Raw genomic sequence first — 21,244 nt, 5'->3', positions numbered from 1 at the left:
GATGCCGGATTCGCTGGTCACCGGCCCGGCCGCGGACACCGAGCCGGAGCCGATCAACGCCGTGCCGCTGCGGCGGCCGGGCCGGTGGCTCGCCGCCGTCGTCCTGCTGGTCCTGCTGGCACTGTTCGTCTACGGCGCGAAGACCAACCCGGCCTACCGGTGGGACACCTACCGCAAATATCTGTTCGATTCCCGGATCTCGCACGGCGCGCTGGTCACCTTCGAGCTGACCATGCTGGCAATGTCGATCGGCGTGGTGCTCGGCATGCTGCTGGCGGTGATGCGGCTGTCGCCGAATCCGGTACTGCGCGCGGTGTCCTGGTTGTATCTGTGGATCTTCCGCGGCACCCCCGTGTACGTGCAGCTGCTGTTCTGGGGCCTGTTCACCTCGCTGTACCGGACCATCGACCTCGGTGTGCCGTTCGGTCCGCAACTGCTGCACCTGAGCGTGCAGAACTGGACGCAGCCGTTCGTGTTCGCGATGATCGGCCTGGGGCTGAACGAGGCCGCCTACATGGCCGAAATAGTCAGGGCCGGTATCAATTCCGTCGGTGACGGGCAACGCGAGGCGTCCGTCGCGCTCGGGATGACGTGGGGGCAGACGATGCGCCGCACCGTGCTCCCGCAGGCCATGCGCGTGATCGTGCCGCCCACCGGCAACGAGCTGATCAGCATGCTGAAGACCACCTCGCTGGTCACCGCGATCCCGCTGACGACCGAACTGTACGGCGTCGCCCGCACCATCTCCGGCGCCAACTTCCAGCCGATTCCGCTGTTGCTGGTCGCCGCCACCTGGTACCTGGCCATCACCAGTGTCCTGATGATCGGTCAGCACTATCTGGAGCGGTACTACTCGCGGGGCGTCTCGCGACAGCTCACCGCCCGTCAGCTGCGGGCGATGACCCAGGTCCACGAGGTCGGCAAGTGAGGCGCACGCGGTCGAGAGGAGCGGTGACATGAGTTCCGCGGCAAGCACTTCGCCGTCGGAGGCGACCGCCGATACGACGGTCCCGATGATCCGCGCGGATCGGGTGTGCAAGAGCTTCGGCACGCTGCGGGTGCTGAAGGGCGTCTCGCTGGAGGTCGCGCGCGGCGAGGTGCTGTGCGTGATCGGCCCCTCCGGATCGGGAAAGTCGACCTTCCTGCGCTGCGTCAATCATCTGGAGCCGATCGACGCCGGCCGGCTGTACGTCGACGGCGACCTGATCGGTTACCGGGAGAAGGGTGGCCGGCTGCACGAGATGAGCCCGCGCGACGCGGCCCGGCAGCGTCGCGATATCGGCATGGTGTTCCAGCACTTCAACCTGTTCCCGCACCGCACCGCGCTGGAGAACGTCATCGAGGCGCCGATGCAGGTCAAGAAGCTCCGGCGGGCCGACGCGGTCGCCCGCGCCACGGAGCTGCTGACCCGGGTGGGGCTGGCGGACAAGGCCGACAGCTATCCCGCGCAGCTGTCCGGCGGCCAGCAGCAGCGGGTGGCCATCGCCCGCGCACTGGCGATGGACCCCAAACTGATGCTGTTCGACGAACCCACCTCGGCGCTCGATCCCGAACTGGTCGGCGAGGTCCTCACCGTGATGCGGGAACTGGCGGCCACCGGTATGACCATGGTGGTGGTCACCCACGAAATGGGTTTCGCCCGTGAGGTGGCGGACCAGCTGGTGTTCATGGACGGCGGCGTGGTGGTGGAATCCGGACCGCCGCGCGAGGTGCTGGCCGCCCCGAAACACGAACGGACACAGGTCTTTCTGTCTCGCATCCTGTGATCCGGTGCGCCGGGAAGTGGCCGGTTTCGCGGTGGCCCGGGATGATCAGGATCCGAGCGGTCCGGTGATCCGCGGTGGTCGCCCGGCGGCGGAACGAGAACCGCTCGGCCCCGTGGGAACCGGATCGCGGCCCGGCCGGGCGACCAGGGCGCTGCGGAGCCGCTCCAGCAGGATCTTCGCGGCCGGGTTCAGCGGCCGGTCAGTATTCCAGGCCAGCAGCAGCGTGCCGTACATCGGGGGGTCGATGGTGAGCGTGCGGACGCCGAATGCGGCCGCGTCGGCAGGGGACAGGGCCGGGACGATCGCGACGCCGAGGCGATGGGCCGCCAGCCGGATCAGCAACGGCGGGGCGACCGCCTCGTAGGCCACATTGGGGGTCAGACCCTGTGCGGCGCAAGCGGTGTCGAGAACCTTGCGGATGCCGGTGCCGAGCGGCAGGCAGATCAGGGGGTGCGCGCACAGCTCGGCCAGATCGATCCGGTCGGGGAATTCGGGTGAGTCGGCGGCGACAGCGGCCACGATCGTGGTCTCGAGGACGGTCGCGGTGGCGACGGCCGGGTCGAGTCCGGCCTCGGCGATGCTGATCAGCACGATGTCCAGATCATCCCGGCGCAGCGCGGCGTACATGACCTCGGAGGTGTTCTCCGTCATAGCGATTGCGATCTGTGGGTGGTCGCGGTGGAAGTCGGCGAGCACCTGCGCGATGTCGACCTCGGAGTCGGCGGCGCCGGAGATCAGCCCGATCCGGACCTGGCCGCGCAGCAGGCCGGTGAACTCGTCCACGGTGTGTGAGACCTGTTGTGCCGCAGCCAGAGCCGCGCGGGCGTGCGGCAGCACCGCGGCGCCGACCGCGGTGGGTGTCACGGTGCGGCCGGAGCGGTCCAGCAGCGGCTGGCCGAGTTCCCGTTCCAGTTGGCGGATCTGGGCCGAGAGGCCGGGCTGGGCCAGGTGCAACCGGGCCGCGGCTCGGGTGAAGTTCGCCTCCTCGACCACCGTGACGAAATAACGCAGCTGCCGTAGTTCCATAACTGGTCATTCTAGTAACCAGAAGAACTATCTGTTTTACTTCTCGCTCTGCGGGCGGAATCGTGGTGTTCATGACGACGACACCGCATTCGAGCACCGACCGCCTCCCGGCCAGCGGTCCGGTGTTCCACCCGGGCGAGCCGGGTTTCGACGAGGAGGTCGCCGGTTTCCAGACCGCCTACACCCACCGGCCGGCCCTCGTACTCGGCGCGGCCGATGCCGAGGACGTCCGGATCGGCGTGGAATACGCTGCGCGACAGAATATTCCGATCGCAGTACAAGCGACCGGACACGGCCTCTCGGTACCCGCCGACGGTGGACTGCTGATCGGGACCCGGCGGATGACCGAAATCACCGTCGACCCGGCGGCGCGTACCGCGCGGGTGGCGGCCGGCGCCCCGGCGAGCGCGCTGATCGCGGCCGCCGCCGAACACGGGCTGGCCCCACTGAACGGCTCCTCCCCATCGGTCGGGGTGATCGGCTACCACCTCGGCGGCGGCCTCGGCATCCTGGCCCGCGGCTTCGGCTACGCCGCCGACCACGTCCGCGCGCTCGATCTGGTCACCGCCGACGGCCGATCGCGCCGCCTCGGGCCCGGCGACGAACTGTTCGCGGCCGTACTGGGCAGCGGTGGCAACTTCGGCGTAATCACCGCGCTGGAGGTGGAACTCTTCCCGATCACCCGAGTGTTCGGCGGACAGCTGACCTTCGGCACCGCGCTGGTGGAACCCGCGCTGGAGGCATGGCGGCAGTGGAGCGCGACCGTGCCCGGCGCGATGGACACGAGCATCACGCTGATGACGATGCCCGACCTGCCGGTGATCCCGGAACCGTTGCGCGGCAGGTACATTGCCACGATCACCGTTGCCTGGACCGGCCTTCCGTCCGACGGCGAGGCGCTGGCGGCTCCGCTGCGCGCGGTCGGCCCCCGCCTCGCCGACACCCTCCGCACGATGCCGTATACGGAAACGCACACCATCCACGGCGACCCGAACTTCCCGCACGCCTACACCTCGACCAACGCGCTGGTATCCGAACTGACCGCCGACGCCACCGACACGCTGCTCGACACCTTCGGCGCCGACGCGGCGATCCCGACCGTGCTCGGACTGCGGCGCCTCGGTGGCGCGCTGCGCCGCCCCGGCCCGGCAGGGATCGCGGTCGATCACCGCGAGGCGGAGTACTTGGCCCGCGTCATCACCAGCGGGCAGCCGCCGAGCGGCTCGAGCGTGTCGCCGCGGAACGGCTCAGACCGGCATGCGCGGATCGACTCGAGTGAGCTGCCGCCGAATGGCCCGAGCGAGGCCGCCCCGAACGGCTCGAGTGGACTGCCGCGAAACGGTTCGAGCAGCCGGTCGTCGGCTGATGCTCTGCGTGCCCATCACGACGAGTTCCGGAACATTCTGTCCCCGTGGATGATCGGCCATAACCTCGCCTTCCTCTACGGCGCCGGTGACTGGGCGGACGAGGCGCAGACGCGCGACGGGTACGCGCCCGCGACCTACGCCCGGCTCGCGGCCCTCAAGGCCGAGTGTGATCCGGCAAATCTGTTCCGCCACAACCGAAACATCCGCCCGGTGAGCTGACCCGCCCGCGCATTCGGTGGCGGCGGGCCCGGCGGCTGCCGCCGGGTTGGCTGCCGCCGGGTTGGCTGCCGCTCGGTCCTGGGGCTGGACGCCGGCGGTCCCGCGTACTATCTTCGTGATATCACTTCGATATTGGGAGGATGTCATGGAGCTTCGCCCGGCCTTTCGGCTCAACGGGTTCTTCATGCTGTTGGGTCTGCTGGTGGTCGCCGTCGTCGGCGCCGCGCTGGCGGCCCTCGTACCACCGCTGGGGATCATCGTGATCGTGGCGGCGGTGCTGTTGCTGACCGGTCTGACCACGCTCGGCCCGAACGAGGCCAAGGTGGTGCAGTTCTTCGGCCGCTATATCGGCTCGGTGAGCGAGGCCGGCTTCTACTGGGTGGTGCCGTTGAGCAACAAGCGGCGAATCTCGTTGCGGGTGCGCAACTTCGAGACACAGAAGCTGAAGGTCAACGATTCCGACGGCAATCCGGTGGAGATCGCGGCGGTGGTCGTCTACCGGGTCGTGGACAGTTTCAAGTCGGCCTTCGCGGTGGACGACTACGAGGAATATGTGCAGACCCAGTCGGAGGCGGCGGTGCGGCACCTCGCCACCACCCACCCGTACGACTCCGACGAACCGCATCGCACCAGCCTGCGCAACGGCACCGAGGTCGCCGAGGAACTGACCACCGAGCTGCGCGAGCGCACCCTGCTGGCCGGCATCGAGGTCACCGAGGCCCGTATCACCCACCTGGCCTACGCGCCGGAGATCGCCCAGGCGATGCTGGTTCGGCAGCAGGCCGCGCAGGTGGTGGCCGCGCGCAGCCGGATCGTCGAGGGCGCTGTGGGCATGGTCGGCATGGCGCTGGAGCGGCTCACCGCCGAGGGCATGGTCGAGCTCGACGAGGAGCGCAAGGCGGCGATGGTGTCGAATCTGCTGGTCGTGCTGTGCGGCGATCGCTCGGCCACGCCGGTGGTCAACGCCGGGACGCTGTATTCCTGATGGTCAAGCGCGAGCCGAAGAAGGTGCTGTTGCGGCTCGACCCGGCCGTCCACGAGGCGATCGCCAAATGGGCGGCCGACGACCTGCGCAGTGTCAACGCCCAGATCGAGTACGCGCTGCGGCTGGCGCTGCAACAGGTCGGCCGCCTACCGAAAAATTGATTCCGAGAGGTCCGGCCGGGCGAGCGACCCGCGAATGTCGCTCGCCGGCACCGGAATACCGGTTATTCGGGTTTCGCTGTCACGAAGATCGCTGTTCCGGGAAAGATCTCCCCGCGCAACGGACTCCACTGACCCCATTCGCGGTCCAGCCATTCCGGCCATTCCGGTTCGATGATGTCGAGCAGGATCAGTCCCGCCGCGACGATCTCGCGGACCCGGTCGCCGAGGGTGCGATGATGTTCGGCGTAGGTGGGTTCGCCGGCCGCGTCCACCTCCACATAGGGGCTGCGGTCGAAATACGAATTGGTCGCCAGCAACCCCGCCTGGCCCGGATCGTCGAGGAAGATCCAGCGCATCGGATGGTTGACGGCGAACACCCAGCGTCCGCCCGGCCGCAGCACCCGCGCCACCTCCCGCATGACCAGCGCCGAATCGGCCACGAACGGCACCGCGCCGAAGGCCGAGCAGGCCAGATCGAAACTCTCGTCGCCGAACGGCAGCGCCTCCGCACCGGCCTGGACCAGCGGCACCCGCGGCCCGCCGCGCGCCATCGCCGCCCGGCCGCGCGCGAGCATTCCCCGGGACACGTCCAGCCCGACCGGCCGGGCGCCGTGGGCCGCGAGCCAACGGGAGCACGGCGCCGAGCCGCAGCCGACCTCCAGGATTCGTTTGTCCACGACGTCGCCGAGCAATCGCCAGTCGCCCTCGTGCAGCCCCTCCGGGCACCAGACGAACTCGCCGTCGGTGGAGTCGGCGCCGAGGAACTCTCCGTGTGTCGCGTGGTATTCGGTGGCGTCGCCGTCCCACCAGCGCCGGTTCGCGCGCTCGCTGGCCGCCGAACCCAGCCGCATCCGCGCAGGCCGGGACGTTCCGAACAGGGGATCCGGCGTGGCCGGTCGATCTTCGACATGCGCGACCGCGTGATCATGGGGCATGATGGGAGGGTATCGACTTGCCTGGGGGACCCCTTGTTTGCTTGGCACATTGCACCTCGCGTACGCTGTTTTCCGCGAGTGTCCTCAGTGCAAGCGTGTTCACACGTACGTGCTGAAACGCACGTGCTGTGAGTACGCATGCAGTGAGTACCGCGTTGTGCTGTGTCGCAGCGAATGCTGTGCAGGTCAACGTTAGTGCCACCGCTGTGACTTCACAGCAAAACCGAAAGCCCACATGTCCACTACCGACCACAATCCGTCCGGAGCAACCTCACACATGCCCACCACCGTCACCTCGCCGCAGGTAGCCGTCAACGACATCGGCTCTGCCGAGGATTTCCTCGCCGCCATCGACAAGACGATCAAGTACTTCAACGACGGGGACATCGTCGAAGGCACCATCGTCAAGGTCGACCGGGACGAGGTCCTGCTCGACATCGGTTACAAGACCGAAGGCGTGATCCCGTCCCGCGAGCTGTCCATCAAGCACGATGTCGACCCGTCCGAGGTCGTTTCCGTGGGCGATGAGGTCGAGGCTCTTGTTCTCACGAAGGAGGACAAGGAAGGCCGGCTGATCCTGTCGAAGAAGCGGGCGCAGTACGAGCGGGCGTGGGGCACCATCGAGGAGCTCAAGGAGAAGGACGAGGCCGTCAAGGGCACCGTCATCGAGGTGGTCAAGGGTGGTCTGATCCTCGACATCGGTCTCCGCGGCTTCCTCCCGGCCTCGCTGGTCGAGATGCGCCGCGTTCGCGATCTGCAGCCGTACGTCGGCAAGGAGATCGAGGCCAAGATCATCGAGCTGGACAAGAACCGCAACAACGTGGTCCTGTCCCGCCGCGCCTGGCTCGAGCAGACCCAGTCCGAGGTCCGCAGCGAGTTCCTGCACCAGCTGCAGAAGGGCCAGGTCCGCAAGGGTGTGGTCTCCTCCATCGTCAACTTCGGCGCGTTCGTCGATCTGGGCGGGGTGGACGGCCTGGTGCACGTCTCCGAGCTGTCCTGGAAGCACATCGACCACCCGTCCGAGGTCGTCGAGGTCGGCATGGAGGTCACCGTCGAGGTGCTCGACGTCGACCTGGACCGCGAGCGGGTTTCGTTGTCGCTCAAGGCGACTCAGGAAGATCCGTGGCGTCAGTTCGCCCGCACCCACGCGATCGGCCAGATCGTCCCGGGCAAGGTCACCAAGCTGGTGCCGTTCGGCGCGTTCGTCCGCGTCGAGGAGGGCATCGAGGGCCTGGTGCACATCTCCGAGCTGGCCGAGCGCCACGTCGAGGTGCCGGATCAGGTCGTGGCCGTGGGTGACGACGCGATGGTCAAGGTCATCGACATCGACCTCGAGCGTCGCCGGATCTCGCTGTCGCTGAAGCAGGCCAACGAGGACTACCACGCCGAGTTCGACCCGTCGAAGTACGGCATGGCCGACAGCTACGACGACCAGGGCAACTACATCTTCCCCGAGGGCTTCGACGCCGACACCAACGAGTGGCTCGACGGCTTCGACAAGCAGCGCGAAGAGTGGGAAGGCCGCTACGCGGAGGCGGAGCGTCGCCACAAGATGCACACCGCGCAGATGGAGAAGATGGCCGCCGACGCCGCGGCCGAGGCCGCCAAGGGCGGGGCGTCGAACTACTCCTCCGAGAGCGGTTCGCAGGCTCCCGCGCAGTCTTCTTCTTCGTCGGAGCCGGCCGGTGGTTCGCTGGCCAGCGATGCGCAGCTCGCCGCGCTGCGGGAGAAGCTCTCCGGCAACGCGTAATTCGCACGAACGACGGAGGCCCCGGTCCATGGACCGGGGCCTCCGGCCGTTCCGCTACCGAAAACCCGCTGCGCGCGAGGGAGAATCGGCGTGGGTTCGTCTCGTGTTCACCCGTCGGCCAGACCGGTCGGTCGCGGGTCGGTTACGCTCATCGGCTGTCTGTGAAAATGTGTGACTTTCACATCTGGCGAAAGGTTCGAGCGGCAGCATGGGGCTCTTCGACGGCATCAACCGGCGGGAATTCTTGGCCAAGGCGATGGCGGCCGGTGGTGTGGCGGCGCTGGCGTCCTGGGCGAATCCGATCATCGAACGGGCGCACGCCGCCGATCCGGCCGGCATGGGCGGTCTCGGCGACATCGAGCACTTCGTGCTGCTGATGCAGGAGAATCGGTCGTTCGACCACTACTTCGGCACGATGTCCGGGGTCCGGGGTTTCGACGATCCGTCCGCGGCGTGGAAGCAGTACGGCTACGAGCCCGGCACCGGCCCGACCCCCGACGGCTACCTGCTGCCGTTCCGGCTCGACACCACCCAGGGCGCGTCCCTCGACGGTGAGTGCGTCAACGATCCCGACCACAGCTGGGCGGGTATGCACGAGTCCTGGAACGGTGGCAGCAACGACCGGTGGATGCCGATGTCGATCGACAGCGTCGGCGCCGGCAACGGGCCGGCGGCGATGGGCTACTACACCCGCGCCGACATCCCGGTGCACCACGACCTCGCCGACGCGTTCACCCTCTGCGATCACTACCACTGCTCGGTGCTCGGCCCGACCGACCCGAACCGGCTGTACTGGATGTCCGCGAGCATCGACCCGGACGGCCTCGCGGGCGGCCCGCTGGTCGAGACTCCGACGCTGATCCCGCAGAACGCCTACAGCTGGCGCACCTACCCGGAGAACCTCTCCGAGGCCGGGGTGAGCTGGAAGATCTACAACAACCGCGACCTCGGCCCGATCTCCTCGGTGGTCCTGGACGGCATGATGGGCTGCTTCAAGCAGGCCGCCGATCCGAACTCCGAACTGTCGCGCCGCGGCAAGGATCCGGTGTACCCCAACGACTTCGCCGCCGATGTCGCCGCGAACCGGCTGCCGGCGGTCTCTTGGGTGATCCCGTCCCTGCTGAACTGCGAACATCCCGCGCTGCCGCCGGCTCTGGGCGCGGTCGGCATCATGCAGGTGCTCGACATCCTCACCTCGAACCCGGCGGTGTGGGAGAAAACCGCGCTGATCGTCATGTACGACGAGAACGGCGGTTTCTTCGACCACGTGACCCCGCCGACCCCGCCGCCCGGCACGCCGGGGGAATTCCTCACCGTGGATCTGGCCCGGGTGCCCGCCGCCAAGGGCGTGGCCGGCCCGATCGGGCTCGGCTATCGGGTGCCGTGCTGGGTCATCTCGCCGTATTCTCGGGGCGGGCTGGTGGCCTCGGAAACCTTCGACCACACCTCGCAATTGCGTTTGCTGGAACGGCGTTTCGGGGTCGAGGTGCCCAATCTGACGAAATGGCGGCGCGGCGTCACCGGCGATATGACCTCGGCCTTCGATTTCGGTTCCGCTCCCGACGCGGCGGCGCCGCGGGTGACCGATCCGAATTCCCGGACCGCGGAGGCGTTCGCCCAGTGCGGTCCGAACCTCGCGGCCGGCTACGCGGGTAAGGGCACCCCGTATCCGGTGCCGCCGAACCGGATGCCGGTGCAGGAGCCGGGTACTCGGCGCCGTCCCACCGGAATCGTCTGAGCCGCAACCACACTCCGTCCCGGTTTGCGCCGGGACGGAGTGGATTGCTGTTCGAAAAGTGTTGTGGCGGTAGCTGTTCCGTGCGGTCAGGCGGCGGGGACGGGGGTCCAGCGCCGGATCGGGGCGAAGGTGCGCCCGCGCAGCAGCGGGAATCGATGTCTCGCCGGACTGAGCAGAGCGGTGAGCCAGGAGCGTCGGTATTCCGCGAGAGCGGTTGCCACGGCGGGAATGTGCCGACAATGCACGGTGCCGGAAGTCCCCAGTCGGTGGCGACCCGTCCGGGTGTTGTCGATGCCCAATGCTCTTCCTTCTGCTCGCTCTGGATGGCCGGATTGCTCGGCCTGGATCGCCCGCGGCGAGAGTAGCGGAACAAAAGTGGGTTCGGTCGAAAGTTGATCAACTCTTGACCTTTCATGTCGGAAGTTTGCCGACCGAAGGTCCGGTTCGGTCGGAAAAAGTTGCGAATCGATATCGCACCGGTCACGGAACGGAATTTCCGGGCGGCGGAGGTGCAGGCGCCGGGGCGCGTGGGTACTCCCGTTCGCTCGGGCGGCGGGCGCGGGGACCATGCGCGAATCCGGACAGCGGATGCGACACTGATCCGGTGTTGCGAATGGGGCTCACCGGAGGCATGGGTGCGGGCAAGTCGACGGTGTCTCGGCGGCTGGTGGAGCGCGGCGCCGTGCTCATCGACAGCGACGCGATCGCCCGCGAGGTCGTGGAACCGGGTACCGAGGGGCTGACCGCGCTGGTCGAGGCGTTCGGGCCGGATATCCTCGACGCGGACGGCCGGCTGGACCGAGCGGAACTGGCGGCCAAGGCCTTCGCCAGCGACGAGACCCGGGCGACGCTGAACGGCATCACCCATCCGCTCGTCGGCAAGCGCGCCGCCGAACTGCTCGACGCCGCGCCCGCGGACGCGATCGTGGTGCAGGACGTCCCGCTGCTGGTCGAGAACGGCATGGGGGTGGTGCTGAACCTGGTGGCCGTCGTGATGGCCGAGGTCGACGTGCGGGTGCGGCGCCTCGAGGAGTACCGCGGTATCGCCGCCGCCGACGCGCTGATCCGGATCAAGGCGCAGGCCACCGACGAACAACGCCGCGCCGCCGCGGATGTGCTGCTGGACAACAACGGCGGCCCGGACGACCTGGCCCCGCAGGTGGCCGCGCTGTGGGAGCGGCTGGTCTCGTACGAGGAGCATCTGCGCACCCGGACCCCGGCCCCACGCGGGCCGCTGCGGCCGGTCGCGCCCGACGCGGGCCGGGCGGACGCGGCCCAGCGGATCATCGGACGGCTGTGGACCGCCGCCGGCGCCACGGCCCGGCGCATCGATCACATCGGCGGCACCGCGGTGCCGGATCTGCCGGGCCCGGATGTGCTCGACATCCAGATCACCGTCGCCGATCCCGACGCCGCCGACGCGCTGCGCGAGCCGCTGGCTACGATCGGCTTCCCGCGCGTGGACGAGTCCGCGGCGGGCACCGATTCGGCCGGAGAGCGGGTGCACGCCAACACCGATCCGGGCCGCGCGGTGAATCTGTATGTGCGCGTGGACGGTTCACCGGAGCAGCGATTCGCGCTCGATTTCCGGGACTGGTTGCGAGCCGACGCGGACGCGCGCGCGGAGTACGCCACCGTGCAACGCGATGCGGAGGCGAGGGCGGCGGGCCTGACGGGCGCGGCGGCCGTCGACGCCTACCGGGCCGTCGAGCGCGCGTGGGTCGACGAGATCCGCTCGCGGGTACCGAGCGGCGAGCGCTGAACGGTCAGCCGCGGTCCTTCCAGGTCAGCGTCATACCCTCGGACCGCAGCCAGCCGTCGAGGTCGTAACCGTGGGCGGCGAGCCCGCTGAGCGCGGCCGCCGCCGTGTCGATCGCGCGCCGGGATTCGTCCAGGCCCAGGTATCCGGCCGCGTGCGCGGCCAGCAACTCGTCGGAATCCAGCAGGTCGGCGCCACGCCCGGTGCGCAGGCTGATGTCCAGGTAATGGTCGACCGATTTCCACAATTCCGGCGTGGTCGGCCCGAATTCGCCGATGTCCAGGTAATAGTCCTGGTCGCGCGGGAACTCGGGAGTGTTGTGGAACACCGTGACCCGGATCGATAGCCCCGGTAGCAGCCAGGACTCCATGTAGTGGAATTCCGGATGATCGGCGGGGCGGCCCATGTACAGGCCCCACGGCTCGACCCGGTAACGCTCGACCGGCCGCACGAATCCCTTCGGATCGGTATTGGTGAGATCGGCCAGATCGAAGTATTCGATCTTCGGTTGATGCAGCTTCACCGTATGCGCCTGGGTCATGTTCTCAGAATCTACCGCCGGCGCCCGCGGCGCACCGGATCCGCCGGTCACAGCCAGGTCAGCCGGATGTTCTGCGCGGCCAGCCAGCGGTCGAAATTCTGCTCGTGGGCGGCGATTCCGGCGACCACGTGATTGGCGAGTTCGAAGATCCGCCGGGTCTGCTGCCGGTCGACGTAGCCGGCCGAGTGCGCGGCGAGCAACTCGTCGATGCCGCCCAGGACCGGCGGATGCCCGTTGTGCACGGTGATGTCCAGATAGTGCAGGACCGCCTTCCAGCGCTTCGGCCCGATCCGGGCGAAATCGCCGAGGTCGAGGTGGTAGGTCTGGTCGCGGTCGTGGGCCGCGCCGACGTGGTGCACGGTGGCGCGCAGCGACAACTCCGGTAGCAGCCAGGACTCGGTGTAACGGTAGGGGGCGCGGTCGGCCTTGCGCGCCACGTAGAGGCCGCGGGCGGTGGCGTGGCAGGTCTCCACGGAGTGGACGAAGCCCCGGGCATCGGTGCCGGTCAGGTCGGAGAGGTCGAAGTACTCGATGCGCGGCCGGTGTGCGGTGGTGTCCGGCTGCCCGCTGGTGTGCGGTGCGGAGATGTGCTGGATGGACATCGGTGGAGTCCTGTCAGCTCGTGGTTTCGTGGTCGTGTGAGGCACGGTAACTTCCGGTGCTGGGAATTCGCCGGGTAACGGCTCGGAATCGGCTCCGGCGGCCGGGCGCGCCGCTGGCGGCCGTGTGTCGCGCGCCACGCGAGCGGCCACGGAAGCGGTGTGTGATGTCGCGCGGTCGATGTTTCTTGTCGGTGCCTGGTCCTACCCTGGGAACATGGCTTTCGCGACCGAGATCCCCGCCGACGATTCGACCCTCGCGGAGAACCTCCCTCTGGCACATTCGGAGTTCCGTCCGATCGGCGAGATCGAGCGGGCCGACGGCCGGTTCGAGGTGATCAGCGAGTACCGGCCCGCCGGCGACCAGCCGGCGGCCATCGCCGAGCTGGAGCACCGGCTGCGCGGCGGCGACAAGGATGTGGTGCTGCTCGGCGCCACCGGTACGGGTAAGTCGGCGACGGCGGCCTGGCTCATCGAGAAGCTGCAGCGGCCCACGCTGCTCATGGCGCCCAACAAGACGCTGGCCGCGCAGCTGGCCAACGAGCTGCGCGAGATGCTGCCGAACAACGCGGTCGAGTACTTCGTCTCGTACTACGACTACTACCAGCCCGAGGCGTACATCGCGCAGACGGACACCTACATCGAGAAGGACAGCTCGATCAACGACGATGTCGAGCGCCTGCGGCACGCGGCCACCCAGAGCCTGCTGTCGCGGCGCGACGTCGTGGTGGTCGCGACGGTGTCGTGCATCTACGGCCTGGGCACGCCGCAGTCGTACCTCGACCGATCGATCCTGCTGGAGGTCGGCAGCGAGATCGACCGCGACCGGTTGCTGCGGCTGTTGGTCGACGTCCAGTACACCCGCAACGACATGGCCTTCACTCGCGGCACCTTCCGGGTGCGCGGCGACACCGTCGAGATCATCCCCTCCTACGAGGAGCTGGCGGTCCGCATCGAGTTCTTCGGCGACGAGATCGAGGCGCTGTACTACCTGCATCCGCTCACCGGCGATGTGGTGCGGCAGGTCGACAAGCTGCGCATCTTCCCGGCCACCCATTACATCGCGGGCCAGGACCGGATGGAGCGCGCGATGCACGATATCGAATCCGAGCTGGAGCACCGGCTGGCCGAACTGGAGCGGCAGGGCAAGCTGCTCGAGGCGCAGCGGCTGCGCATGCGCACCCAGTACGACCTGGAGATGATCCGGCAGGTCGGGTTCTGCTCCGGCATCGAGAACTACTCCCGGCACATCGACGGCCGCCCGGCCGGTTCGGCGCCGGCCACCCTGATCGACTACTTCCCCGAGGACTTCCTGCTCATCATCGACGAGTCGCACTACACCGTGCCGCAGATCGGCGGCATGTTCGAGGGCGACATGTCGCGCAAGCGGAACCTGGTCGAATTCGGGTTCCGGTTGCCGTCCGCCGTCGACAACCGCCCGCTGACCTGGGAGGAGTTCGCGGACCGGATCGGCCAGACCGTCTACATGTCGGCCACCCCCGGCCCGTACGAGCTCGGCCGGTCCGGCGGTGAGTTCGTGGAGCAGGTCATCCGCCCGACCGGCCTGGTCGACCCCAAGATCGTGGTGAAGCCCACGAAGGGCCAGATCGACGATCTGGTGCACGAGATCCGGCAGCGCACCGAGCGCGACGAACGCGTCCTGGTCACCACGCTGACCAAGAAGATGTCCGAGGATCTCACCGACTATCTGCTGGGTCTCGGGGTCCGGGTGCGGTACCTGCACTCCGAGATCGACACGCTGCGCCGCGTCGAACTGCTGCGTCAGTTGCGGCTCGGCGAGTACGACGTGCTGGTCGGCATCAACCTGCTGCGCGAGGGCCTGGACCTGCCGGAGGTGTCGCTGGTCGCCATCCTCGACGCCGACAAGGAGGGCTTCCTGCGCAGCACCACCAGCCTCGTGCAGACCATCGGCCGCGCGGCCCGCAACGTGTCCGGCGAGGTCCACATGTACGCCGACAAGATCACCGACTCGATGCGCAACGCCATCGACGAGACCGAGCGGCGCCGGGCCAAGCAGGTCGCCTACAACGAGGCCAACGGCATCGAGCCCGCGCCGCTGCGCAAGAAGATCGCCGACATCCTCGACCAGGTGTATCGCGAGGCCGAGGAGACGGAGGTCGAGGTCGGCGGTTCCGGTCGCAACGTCACCCGCGGCCGCCGGGCACAGGGCGAACCGGGCCGCGCGGTCAGCGCCGGTGTCTACGAGGGCCGCGACGTGAAGAACATGCCACGCGCCGAACTCGCCGACCTGGTCAAGGAGATGACCGACCAGATGATGAACGCCGCCCGCGAACTCCAATTCGAACTCGCCGCCCGCCTCCGCGACGAGATCGCGGACCTGAAGAAGGAACTGCGGGGCATGGACGCGGCCGGGCTGAAATGAGTTGCGGGGCAATCTTTTCCGCGTCGGCGATGCGGACGGGAGCGTCCTTGCGGGTCGCGATCGGCCGCCGATCCCGTAGCGCACCGGCACGGGGATGCCGCGGCCGGGCTGAAATGAGTTGCGGGGCACGCTTTTCCGCGTCGGCGATGCGGACGGGAGCGTCCTTGCCGGTCGCGATCTGCCACGGGTCCCGTAGCGCACCGGAACGGGGATACCGCTGCCCGCCCGGCCGAAGACGCCGCAGCGTGGCGGGCTGGGCACACCACGGGGCGGCGGGCCGCATCCTGGGCCGGGAAGTTGGCATCGGGACTGTCGGCACGGAGGGAACGGGGCTGGGCGGGGGACTCGGCATCGGGATTGTCGGCACGGAGGGAACGGGGCTGGGCGGGGGACTCGGCATCGGGACTGTCGGCACGGAGGGAACGGGGCTGGGCCGGCCCGCCGCTCCGGGCACACCGTCCGGAGTCATCGATGTGGGCCGGTCCCCGGGCCGCTCAGCTCTGGGTCGCCATCCATTCGTTGACGCGGCGCTCGGCCTCCTCGCGGGGGACGTCCTCGACCCTCGTCATGATCACCCAGCGGTGGCCGAAGGGGTCCATCACCAGGCCGTAGCGATCGCCGGTGACGAAGGTTTCGGGGTCCTCGGCGCGGCGGGCGCCGTGCTCGCGGGCCAGCTTGATCACGGCGTCCGCGTCCGGGCAGTAGTGCACGATGCTGGTGTGCACCCAGTCGTCCGCCGGTGCACGCAGGCCGTGGTCAGGGATCGGCAGGCCGAGCTGGATGGTCGAATCGCCGATCAGCAGTTCGGCGTGGGCGGGCTGGCCGTCGGGCATGTCGTTGCGGCTCAGCACCTCCGCGCCGAAGACCGCGCGATAGAACTCGATGGCCTTGTTGCCGTCGGGGACAGCGAGGAAGCAGGTGATGCTGTGGTAGCCCTCGGGGATCGGATTCACGGTGTTGGTCATGGCATCCACTCTCGTCGGATGCGGACCGGAGGTCTTGGAAGAACGCGACAGCGCACCGGCGCGGGGGGAGTGGGTCGTGGAATCCACCGGCCGTGACATGCCGGGACCACGGCCGGAGAGCCGTGACGGCGTGAAAAGTGTTGTCCCGGAGGTAGTTCCGGTGCGGCCACCGGACGCTTCGAAGGCCATCCTGCATCCCGTCGAGCAGGAGCGGCACCGCAGCCTGCAACGGCTGCCGCCCGGCTCGGAGCTGGCCCGATTCCTCGACTGGTACTGGGCGGTGGCGTGGGACCTGCGAGGCCGGCCGGATTACGAGGCCGAGGTGCTCCCGTATCCGTGTGTCAACGTCACCTTCGAGGCCACGCACAGCCGCAGCGGCGGGTTCGTCAACGGCGTGTGCACGGCGAAGTTCGTGCGACCGTTGTCGGGAGTCGGTGAGACGTTCGGGATGAAGTTCCGGCCCGGCGGTTTCGGCGCCTTCACCGGCCTGGATGTCGGCGCCTTCCGGGATACCGCCGTGGAACTCACCACCGTCCTGCCCGATGCGGTCGGACTGACCGAGAAGGTCCTCGCGGCCGTGACCATGGCCGAGCGCCGGGAGATCGTCGAGGCGTTCTTCGCCGACGCGGCCGAGCGGGCCCCGGACGACCCCTCGTACCGGCTGGTGCTGCGGATCGTCGACGCGATGGAGCACGATCGCGAACTCACCCGGGTCGATCAGGTCACCGAACGCTTCGAGGTGCCGATGCGGACCCTGCAGCGGCTGTTCCGCCGGTACGTCGGGGCCGGGCCGAAATGGGTGCTGCGGCGTTATCGCCTGCAGGACGGGGCACACCTGCTCGCCGGTGGCCGCACCGACGACGTCGCGGCACTGGCGCTGGAACTCGGCTACTACGACCAGGCGCACTTTGCCCGGGAATTCGCCCGGGAGGTCGGGATGCCTCCGGTCGCGTATGCGCGGCTGGTCGATAACGACCTCTAGCGAACGCTTCGCTACGGACTTAGCCTCACAGGAACGCATCCGCGCAAAGCCCGAGACGCCGCCGGGAACACGGCGCCGACAACGGAGGTCCTGGCGATGAGTGTGGTGGTGCTGATCGGGCGGATCCTGTTCGCCCTGCTGTTCATTTTGTCCTCGTTCGGGCATTTCGCCCAGTCGGAGGGGATGGCCGCGTACGCGACGGCCAAGGGCGTACCCGCGGCGAAGGCGGCGGTCGTGGGCTCGGGCGTCCTGGCGCTGGTCGCCGGATTGATGGTGCTGCTCGGCATCTGGGCGGACCTGGGCTGTCTGCTGATCCTGGTGTTCCTGATCCCGACCACCTTCATGATGCACACCTTCTGGCAGGAGTCCGACCCGCAGGTGAAGCAGTCCGAGATGATCAACTTCAACAAGAACATCGCCCTGATGGGCGCTGCCCTGGCGCTGTTCGCGTTCTTCGCCCACGAGCGGCATCTCGGCCTGATGATCACCGGTCCGCTGTTCACCCTGCACTGATTCCGCGACCGGATTCGCTTTGTGCCATATCGGGAATGGCACTCTCCGAAGGGCCTTCGCGGTGTGCGACAAGGAACGTACCGTCGCCATTGTGAGTGTTCACGACGAGTGCCGATCCCGGGCGGTGCACGACGGTTTCACTTTTTCCCGGCCGGTGCGCCGGGATGTGACGGAAATCCCAGGGACACAATACCGTTCGGGTTTGCGACGAAACTCTCCTCGCTCCCGGAATCCGCGCAGGTGATGCGGTCGCGCCGCGATTCCGCGACACGAATGCGGCGGTGCGCTTTACGGCATACGGGTGTGATGTCGTGCATTCCGAGTTTCACCCTGCGCCGGGCGGCTATGGTTTAGCGCAGTGCCGCCGGTGGGGGAAACGCACCGGCACCGAAGAACCGTACATTTGGAGGACACATGACCGCCTACCGGACCATCGTCGTCGGTACCGATGGGTCGGACTCGTCGTATGTCGCCGTCGACAAGGCGGCTTCGCTGGCCGCGGACGCGGGCGCCACCCTGTATGTGGTCTGTGCGTTCTACCCGACCGACGACCGGGACGTCGCCGCCGCGGCCGACGTGCTCAAGGACGAGGCTTACCAGGTGCGTGGTTCCGCGCCCACCAACGAGATCCTGCGGACCGCGCGGGACCGGGCCCAGGCGGTGGGCGCCACCGACGTGGTCGACCGCGCCATCGTGGGCGAGCCGGTGGAGTCGCTGCTGAACCTGGTGAAGGAACTCGACGCCGACCTGCTGGTCGTCGGCAACCGCGGCCTCAACACGCTCGCCGGCCGATTGCTGGGTTCGGTGCCCTCGGACGTCGCCCGCAAGTCGCGCACCGACGTACTGATCGTCCACACCGTCCGCTGATATACGTCCACCCGCTGCGGCCCCGACCTGCTCAGGTCGGGGCCGCACGCATGCCGGACCGCCGGGCCGCCGGGCCGCGTTCGGTGCGGGCTGCGCGATGTCGGATTGCTCGCCCGGGCGGTTCAGTAGCGGAATCCGCTGCCGGGCCGCCGATCGGGCTGCACGCTGCCGGGCCGCCGATCGGGCTGCGCGCTGCCGGGGCCGCCGATCGCGCTGCACGCTGCCGGGCCGCCGATCGGCCTGCACGCTGCCGGGGCCGCCGATCGCGCGCGGCCCCCGACACCGGTCCCGGCCGATGCGGGCGCTAACCCAGCCGGTGCAGAACCTCCGGCAGTTCGCCGGTGTGCACCACGGTCAGGCGCTGGGTGGCGCGGGTGAGTGCCACGTAGAGGTCGTTGAGCCCGCGCGGCGATTCGGCGAGGATCTCGCGCGGCTCCACCAGGATCACCGCGTCGAACTCCAGCCCCTTGGCGTCGTGCACGGTCAGCACCTGCACGGAATCGTCTGCGAGCGCGGACAATTCGCTGATCAGTGAATGCGGTGCCAGGACCGCGGCGATCCCCGGCCGTGGTGCCTCGTCGGCCACCAGCCGCTTCGCCTCCGCGGCGATCCCGTCGGCCGCGACCCGGATCGCGGTGGGCGGGTGGCCGGATTCGCGCACCGACCGCGGCTCCCCGGCGGCGGGGTCGATGGCGGCCAGCACATCCCCGGCGACGGCCATGATCTCGGCGGGCGTGCGGTAGTTGACGGTCAGCTCGGTGAGCTTCCAGCGTTGTGCCACATAGGGTTCCAGCACTCGCTGCCAGGACGACGCGCCGGCCGGATCGCCGGTCTGCGCCACGTCGCCGACCACGGTCATCCACCGATTCGGGATGCGCCGCATCACCATTCGCCACGCCATCTCGGAGAGCTCCTGCGCCTCGTCGACGATGACGTGCCCGTAGGTCCAGGTGCGGTCGCCGGCGGCGCGCTCGGCGGTGGTCTGCCGGTCCCGCACATGCTGCCGCTCGGCCAGCTGGCTCGCGTCGATGAGGTCGTATGCCATCAGGATCTCCGGATCCAGATCGTCCTCCAGATCCTGTGGCGCGGAACCGGTCAGGATGTCGAGCGCGTCCTGCGCCTCCTCCAGCTGGGCGCGCCACCGGCGCCGGGACCGTTCGCGCTCCTCGGAATCATCGATGCCGAGCAGTTCGGCCAGCTCGTCCAGCAACGGCGCGTCGCCGGCGCTGAACGCGCCGGTATCCGCCCGGTGCAATTCCTTGCGGTCCTCCGGAGACAGGGCGCCGCCGGCTCGGGCGAGCCGATCCGGATCGGCCCAGAGCCCGGCCAGCACCTCCTGCGGCGTCAGGATCGGCCACAATCGCGCGATGACCGCCTGGATGTCACGATCGGCGCGCATCTCGTCGCGGATCTCGGTCAGATCGGTCTGGCTCAGCAGATTCTTGCCGCCGGTGAGGTCCTTGCCCATCGTGTCGGCCAGCTGATCGGTGAGCGCGTCCACCACCGAGGCCGCGAAGATCGGCCGTGCCAGGTTGTGCGGCCGTCGCGACGAGCGGGCCCGGCCACGGGCCTTGGTGACGATCTTCCGGTCCAGGATCAGCTGATAACCGTCGAACGACAGCCGGACCGGATCCGGCGGCACCTCCTGCCGGTCGCGGACAGCCTGCTTGAGGACCTCCAGGATCGCGGTCGAACCCTTCAGCTCACCGGCGCGCAGGCTGTCCTCCAGGGTGGCCCGTACCCCCGGGTACAGGTTGCCGACCGTCGACAGCAGCACCCCGGTCTCGCCGAGCGAGGGCAGCACCTGGCCGATGTAGTCCAGGAAGGTGCGGTTCGGGCCGATGATCAGCACGCCGGCCTTGTCCAGTTGCCGGCGGTACGTGTAGAGCAGGTAGGCCGCGCGGTGCAGCGCCACCGCGGTCTTGCCGGTGCCCGGCCCGCCCTGCACCACCAGCACACTCTTGTGCTCGGAGCGGATGATGGCGTCCTGCTCGTGCTGGATGGTCTCGACGATGTCGGTCATGTGACCGGTGCGGGCCGCGTTCAGCGCCGCGAGCAGCGCGCTCTCGCTGCCCACCCCGCCGTCGGCGGATTCGGCGCCGGCCGCGCGGGCGGTGTCCAGATCCAGGAATTCGTCCGTGACCGAGGTGACCGCGCGATTGCGGGTGCGGATGTGCCGCCGCCGGATCACGCCGTCGGGCGCGGCGGTGGTGGCGAGGTAGAAGGGCCGGGCCAGCGGAGCCCGCCAGTCCAGCAGCAGCGTGGCGTAGTCGTCGTCCTCGTCGAGGATGCCGAGGCGGCCGATGTAGCGGCGGCCGCCGTCCGGATCCGCGGGGTCGCCGTCGCCCGGGGTGAGGTCGATGCGGCCGAAGCACAGCCCGTGCTCGGCGGCATCGTATTTCGCCAGGTCCTCGCTGTACAGCTGGGTGAAGGACTCGCGCTCGCTGCGGGCCTGCGGGGTGCCCCCGGTCTCCAGCAGCACCTCGCGCAGCCGGCGCTGCGCATAGGCGCGCATCTCGTCCAGCCGTTGGTACAACCGGCTCACGTGGGTCTGCTCCTGCTCGAGCTCGGCCGCACGATCGGTCGTCACATGCTCCTCGGTGAGACGGTCGGGCACAGCGGAACTCCTTGTCACCACGGGGTGCGTGTCCGGACCGGCAGGGTCGA

At 68.8% G+C, this 21,244-nt stretch carries 19 protein-coding genes; 12 read left to right on the top strand and 7 right to left on the bottom strand.

What is annotated here, in order from left to right; genetic code table 11:
* Position 1: 1 nt before the first annotated feature.
* Both NRB56_RS04685 and NRB56_RS04680 read left to right on the top strand, forming a co-directional pair.
* Complete coding sequence (locus NRB56_RS04685) at positions 2-928, top strand: amino acid ABC transporter permease (RefSeq protein ID WP_153339255.1); 927 nt, start codon at positions 2-4, stop codon at positions 926-928.
* A gap of 28 nt (positions 929-956) precedes the next feature.
* The gene (locus tag NRB56_RS04680; RefSeq protein WP_319942554.1) at positions 957-1,766 is read left to right on the top strand and encodes an amino acid ABC transporter ATP-binding protein; all 810 of its coding nucleotides are present in this window, start codon (positions 957-959) and stop codon (positions 1,764-1,766) included.
* Between the two features lie 45 nt (positions 1,767-1,811).
* On the opposite strand, the gene NRB56_RS04675 is transcribed toward NRB56_RS04680, so the two are convergent.
* Positions 1,812-2,792: a LysR family transcriptional regulator gene (locus NRB56_RS04675; protein ID WP_153339254.1), complete on the bottom strand. Its 981-nt coding sequence runs from the start codon at positions 2,790-2,792 to the stop codon at positions 1,812-1,814.
* 71 nt (positions 2,793-2,863) lie between these two features.
* On the opposite strand from NRB56_RS04675, the gene NRB56_RS04670 reads away from it, so the two are divergent.
* The 3 genes from NRB56_RS04670 to NRB56_RS38215 all read left to right on the top strand — a co-directional run bounded on the left by NRB56_RS04670 (position 2,864) and on the right by NRB56_RS38215 (position 5,524).
* Positions 2,864-4,378 (top strand): FAD-binding oxidoreductase, encoded by a 1,515-nt coding sequence (locus tag NRB56_RS04670; RefSeq protein ID WP_153339253.1) that lies wholly within the window; start codon positions 2,864-2,866, stop codon positions 4,376-4,378.
* A gap of 145 nt (positions 4,379-4,523) precedes the next feature.
* Positions 4,524-5,363, top strand: coding sequence for an SPFH domain-containing protein (locus NRB56_RS04665; RefSeq protein ID WP_153339252.1), 840 nt, complete (start codon positions 4,524-4,526; stop codon positions 5,361-5,363).
* The gene (locus tag NRB56_RS38215; protein ID WP_194290725.1) at positions 5,363-5,524 is read left to right on the top strand and encodes a hypothetical protein; all 162 of its coding nucleotides are present in this window, start codon (positions 5,363-5,365) and stop codon (positions 5,522-5,524) included. The genes NRB56_RS04665 and NRB56_RS38215 overlap by 1 nt, the downstream gene beginning before the upstream one ends.
* A 62-nt stretch (positions 5,525-5,586) precedes the next feature.
* Here the strand turns inward: NRB56_RS38215 and NRB56_RS04660 are convergent, their stop codons facing one another.
* On the bottom strand, positions 5,587-6,459 hold the full coding sequence (locus NRB56_RS04660; RefSeq protein WP_194290724.1) for a class I SAM-dependent methyltransferase: 873 nt from the start codon (positions 6,457-6,459) through the stop codon (positions 5,587-5,589).
* Positions 6,460-6,736: 277 nt separating this feature from the next.
* Between NRB56_RS04660 and rpsA the strand changes: the two genes are divergently transcribed.
* Both rpsA and NRB56_RS04650 read left to right on the top strand, forming a co-directional pair.
* On the top strand, positions 6,737-8,209 hold the full coding sequence (rpsA, locus tag NRB56_RS04655; RefSeq protein ID WP_153339251.1) for a 30S ribosomal protein S1: 1,473 nt from the start codon (positions 6,737-6,739) through the stop codon (positions 8,207-8,209).
* A 208-nt stretch (positions 8,210-8,417) separates the two neighbouring features.
* Positions 8,418-9,947, top strand: a complete 1,530-nt coding sequence (locus NRB56_RS04650; protein WP_153339250.1) for a phospholipase C — start codon at positions 8,418-8,420, stop codon at positions 9,945-9,947.
* Between the two features lie 86 nt (positions 9,948-10,033).
* Here NRB56_RS04650 and NRB56_RS40410 read toward each other — a convergent pair whose 3' ends face one another.
* A complete protein-coding gene (locus NRB56_RS40410; RefSeq protein ID WP_406603431.1) occupies positions 10,034-10,168 on the bottom strand; it encodes a hypothetical protein in 135 nt (44 codons plus the stop codon).
* Between the two features lie 383 nt (positions 10,169-10,551).
* Between NRB56_RS40410 and coaE the strand changes: the two genes are divergently transcribed.
* Positions 10,552-11,709: a dephospho-CoA kinase gene (gene coaE / locus NRB56_RS04640; protein WP_406603430.1), complete on the top strand. Its 1,158-nt coding sequence runs from the start codon at positions 10,552-10,554 to the stop codon at positions 11,707-11,709.
* Positions 11,710-11,713: 4 nt separating this feature from the next.
* Here the strand turns inward: coaE and NRB56_RS04635 are convergent, their stop codons facing one another.
* Positions 11,714-12,247, bottom strand: a complete 534-nt coding sequence (locus tag NRB56_RS04635; protein ID WP_153339247.1) for a DUF402 domain-containing protein — start codon at positions 12,245-12,247, stop codon at positions 11,714-11,716.
* 47 nt (positions 12,248-12,294) lie between these two features.
* Positions 12,295-12,849, bottom strand: coding sequence for a DUF402 domain-containing protein (locus tag NRB56_RS04630; protein WP_153339246.1), 555 nt, complete (start codon positions 12,847-12,849; stop codon positions 12,295-12,297).
* Between the two features lie 214 nt (positions 12,850-13,063).
* Between NRB56_RS04630 and uvrB the strand changes: the two genes are divergently transcribed.
* On the top strand, positions 13,064-15,250 hold the full coding sequence (gene uvrB, locus NRB56_RS04625) for an excinuclease ABC subunit UvrB (RefSeq protein ID WP_153339245.1): 2,187 nt from the start codon (positions 13,064-13,066) through the stop codon (positions 15,248-15,250).
* Between the two features lie 494 nt (positions 15,251-15,744).
* On the opposite strand, the gene NRB56_RS04620 is transcribed toward uvrB, so the two are convergent.
* Positions 15,745-16,215, bottom strand: coding sequence for a VOC family protein (locus NRB56_RS04620; protein ID WP_153339244.1), 471 nt, complete (start codon positions 16,213-16,215; stop codon positions 15,745-15,747).
* A 160-nt stretch (positions 16,216-16,375) separates the two neighbouring features.
* On the opposite strand from NRB56_RS04620, the gene NRB56_RS04615 reads away from it, so the two are divergent.
* The 3 genes from NRB56_RS04615 to NRB56_RS04605 all read left to right on the top strand — a co-directional run bounded on the left by NRB56_RS04615 (position 16,376) and on the right by NRB56_RS04605 (position 18,577).
* Positions 16,376-17,197, top strand: coding sequence for an AraC family transcriptional regulator (locus NRB56_RS04615; RefSeq protein WP_319942553.1), 822 nt, complete (start codon positions 16,376-16,378; stop codon positions 17,195-17,197).
* A 96-nt stretch (positions 17,198-17,293) separates the two neighbouring features.
* A complete protein-coding gene (locus NRB56_RS04610; protein WP_153339242.1) occupies positions 17,294-17,710 on the top strand; it encodes a DoxX family protein in 417 nt (138 codons plus the stop codon).
* Between the two features lie 414 nt (positions 17,711-18,124).
* Positions 18,125-18,577 (top strand): universal stress protein, encoded by a 453-nt coding sequence (locus tag NRB56_RS04605; protein WP_153339241.1) that lies wholly within the window; start codon positions 18,125-18,127, stop codon positions 18,575-18,577.
* 304 nt (positions 18,578-18,881) lie between these two features.
* On the opposite strand, the gene NRB56_RS04600 is transcribed toward NRB56_RS04605, so the two are convergent.
* The gene (locus NRB56_RS04600) at positions 18,882-21,194 is read right to left on the bottom strand and encodes a HelD family protein (RefSeq protein WP_319942552.1); all 2,313 of its coding nucleotides are present in this window, start codon (positions 21,192-21,194) and stop codon (positions 18,882-18,884) included.
* Positions 21,195-21,244: the final 50 nt, after the last annotated feature.

Source organism: Nocardia aurantia (genome assembly GCF_009604425.1).
GTDB classification, from domain to species: Bacteria; Actinomycetota; Actinomycetes; order Mycobacteriales; family Mycobacteriaceae; genus Nocardia; species Nocardia aurantia.
This window is presented reverse-complemented; position numbering and strand designations above follow the sequence as displayed.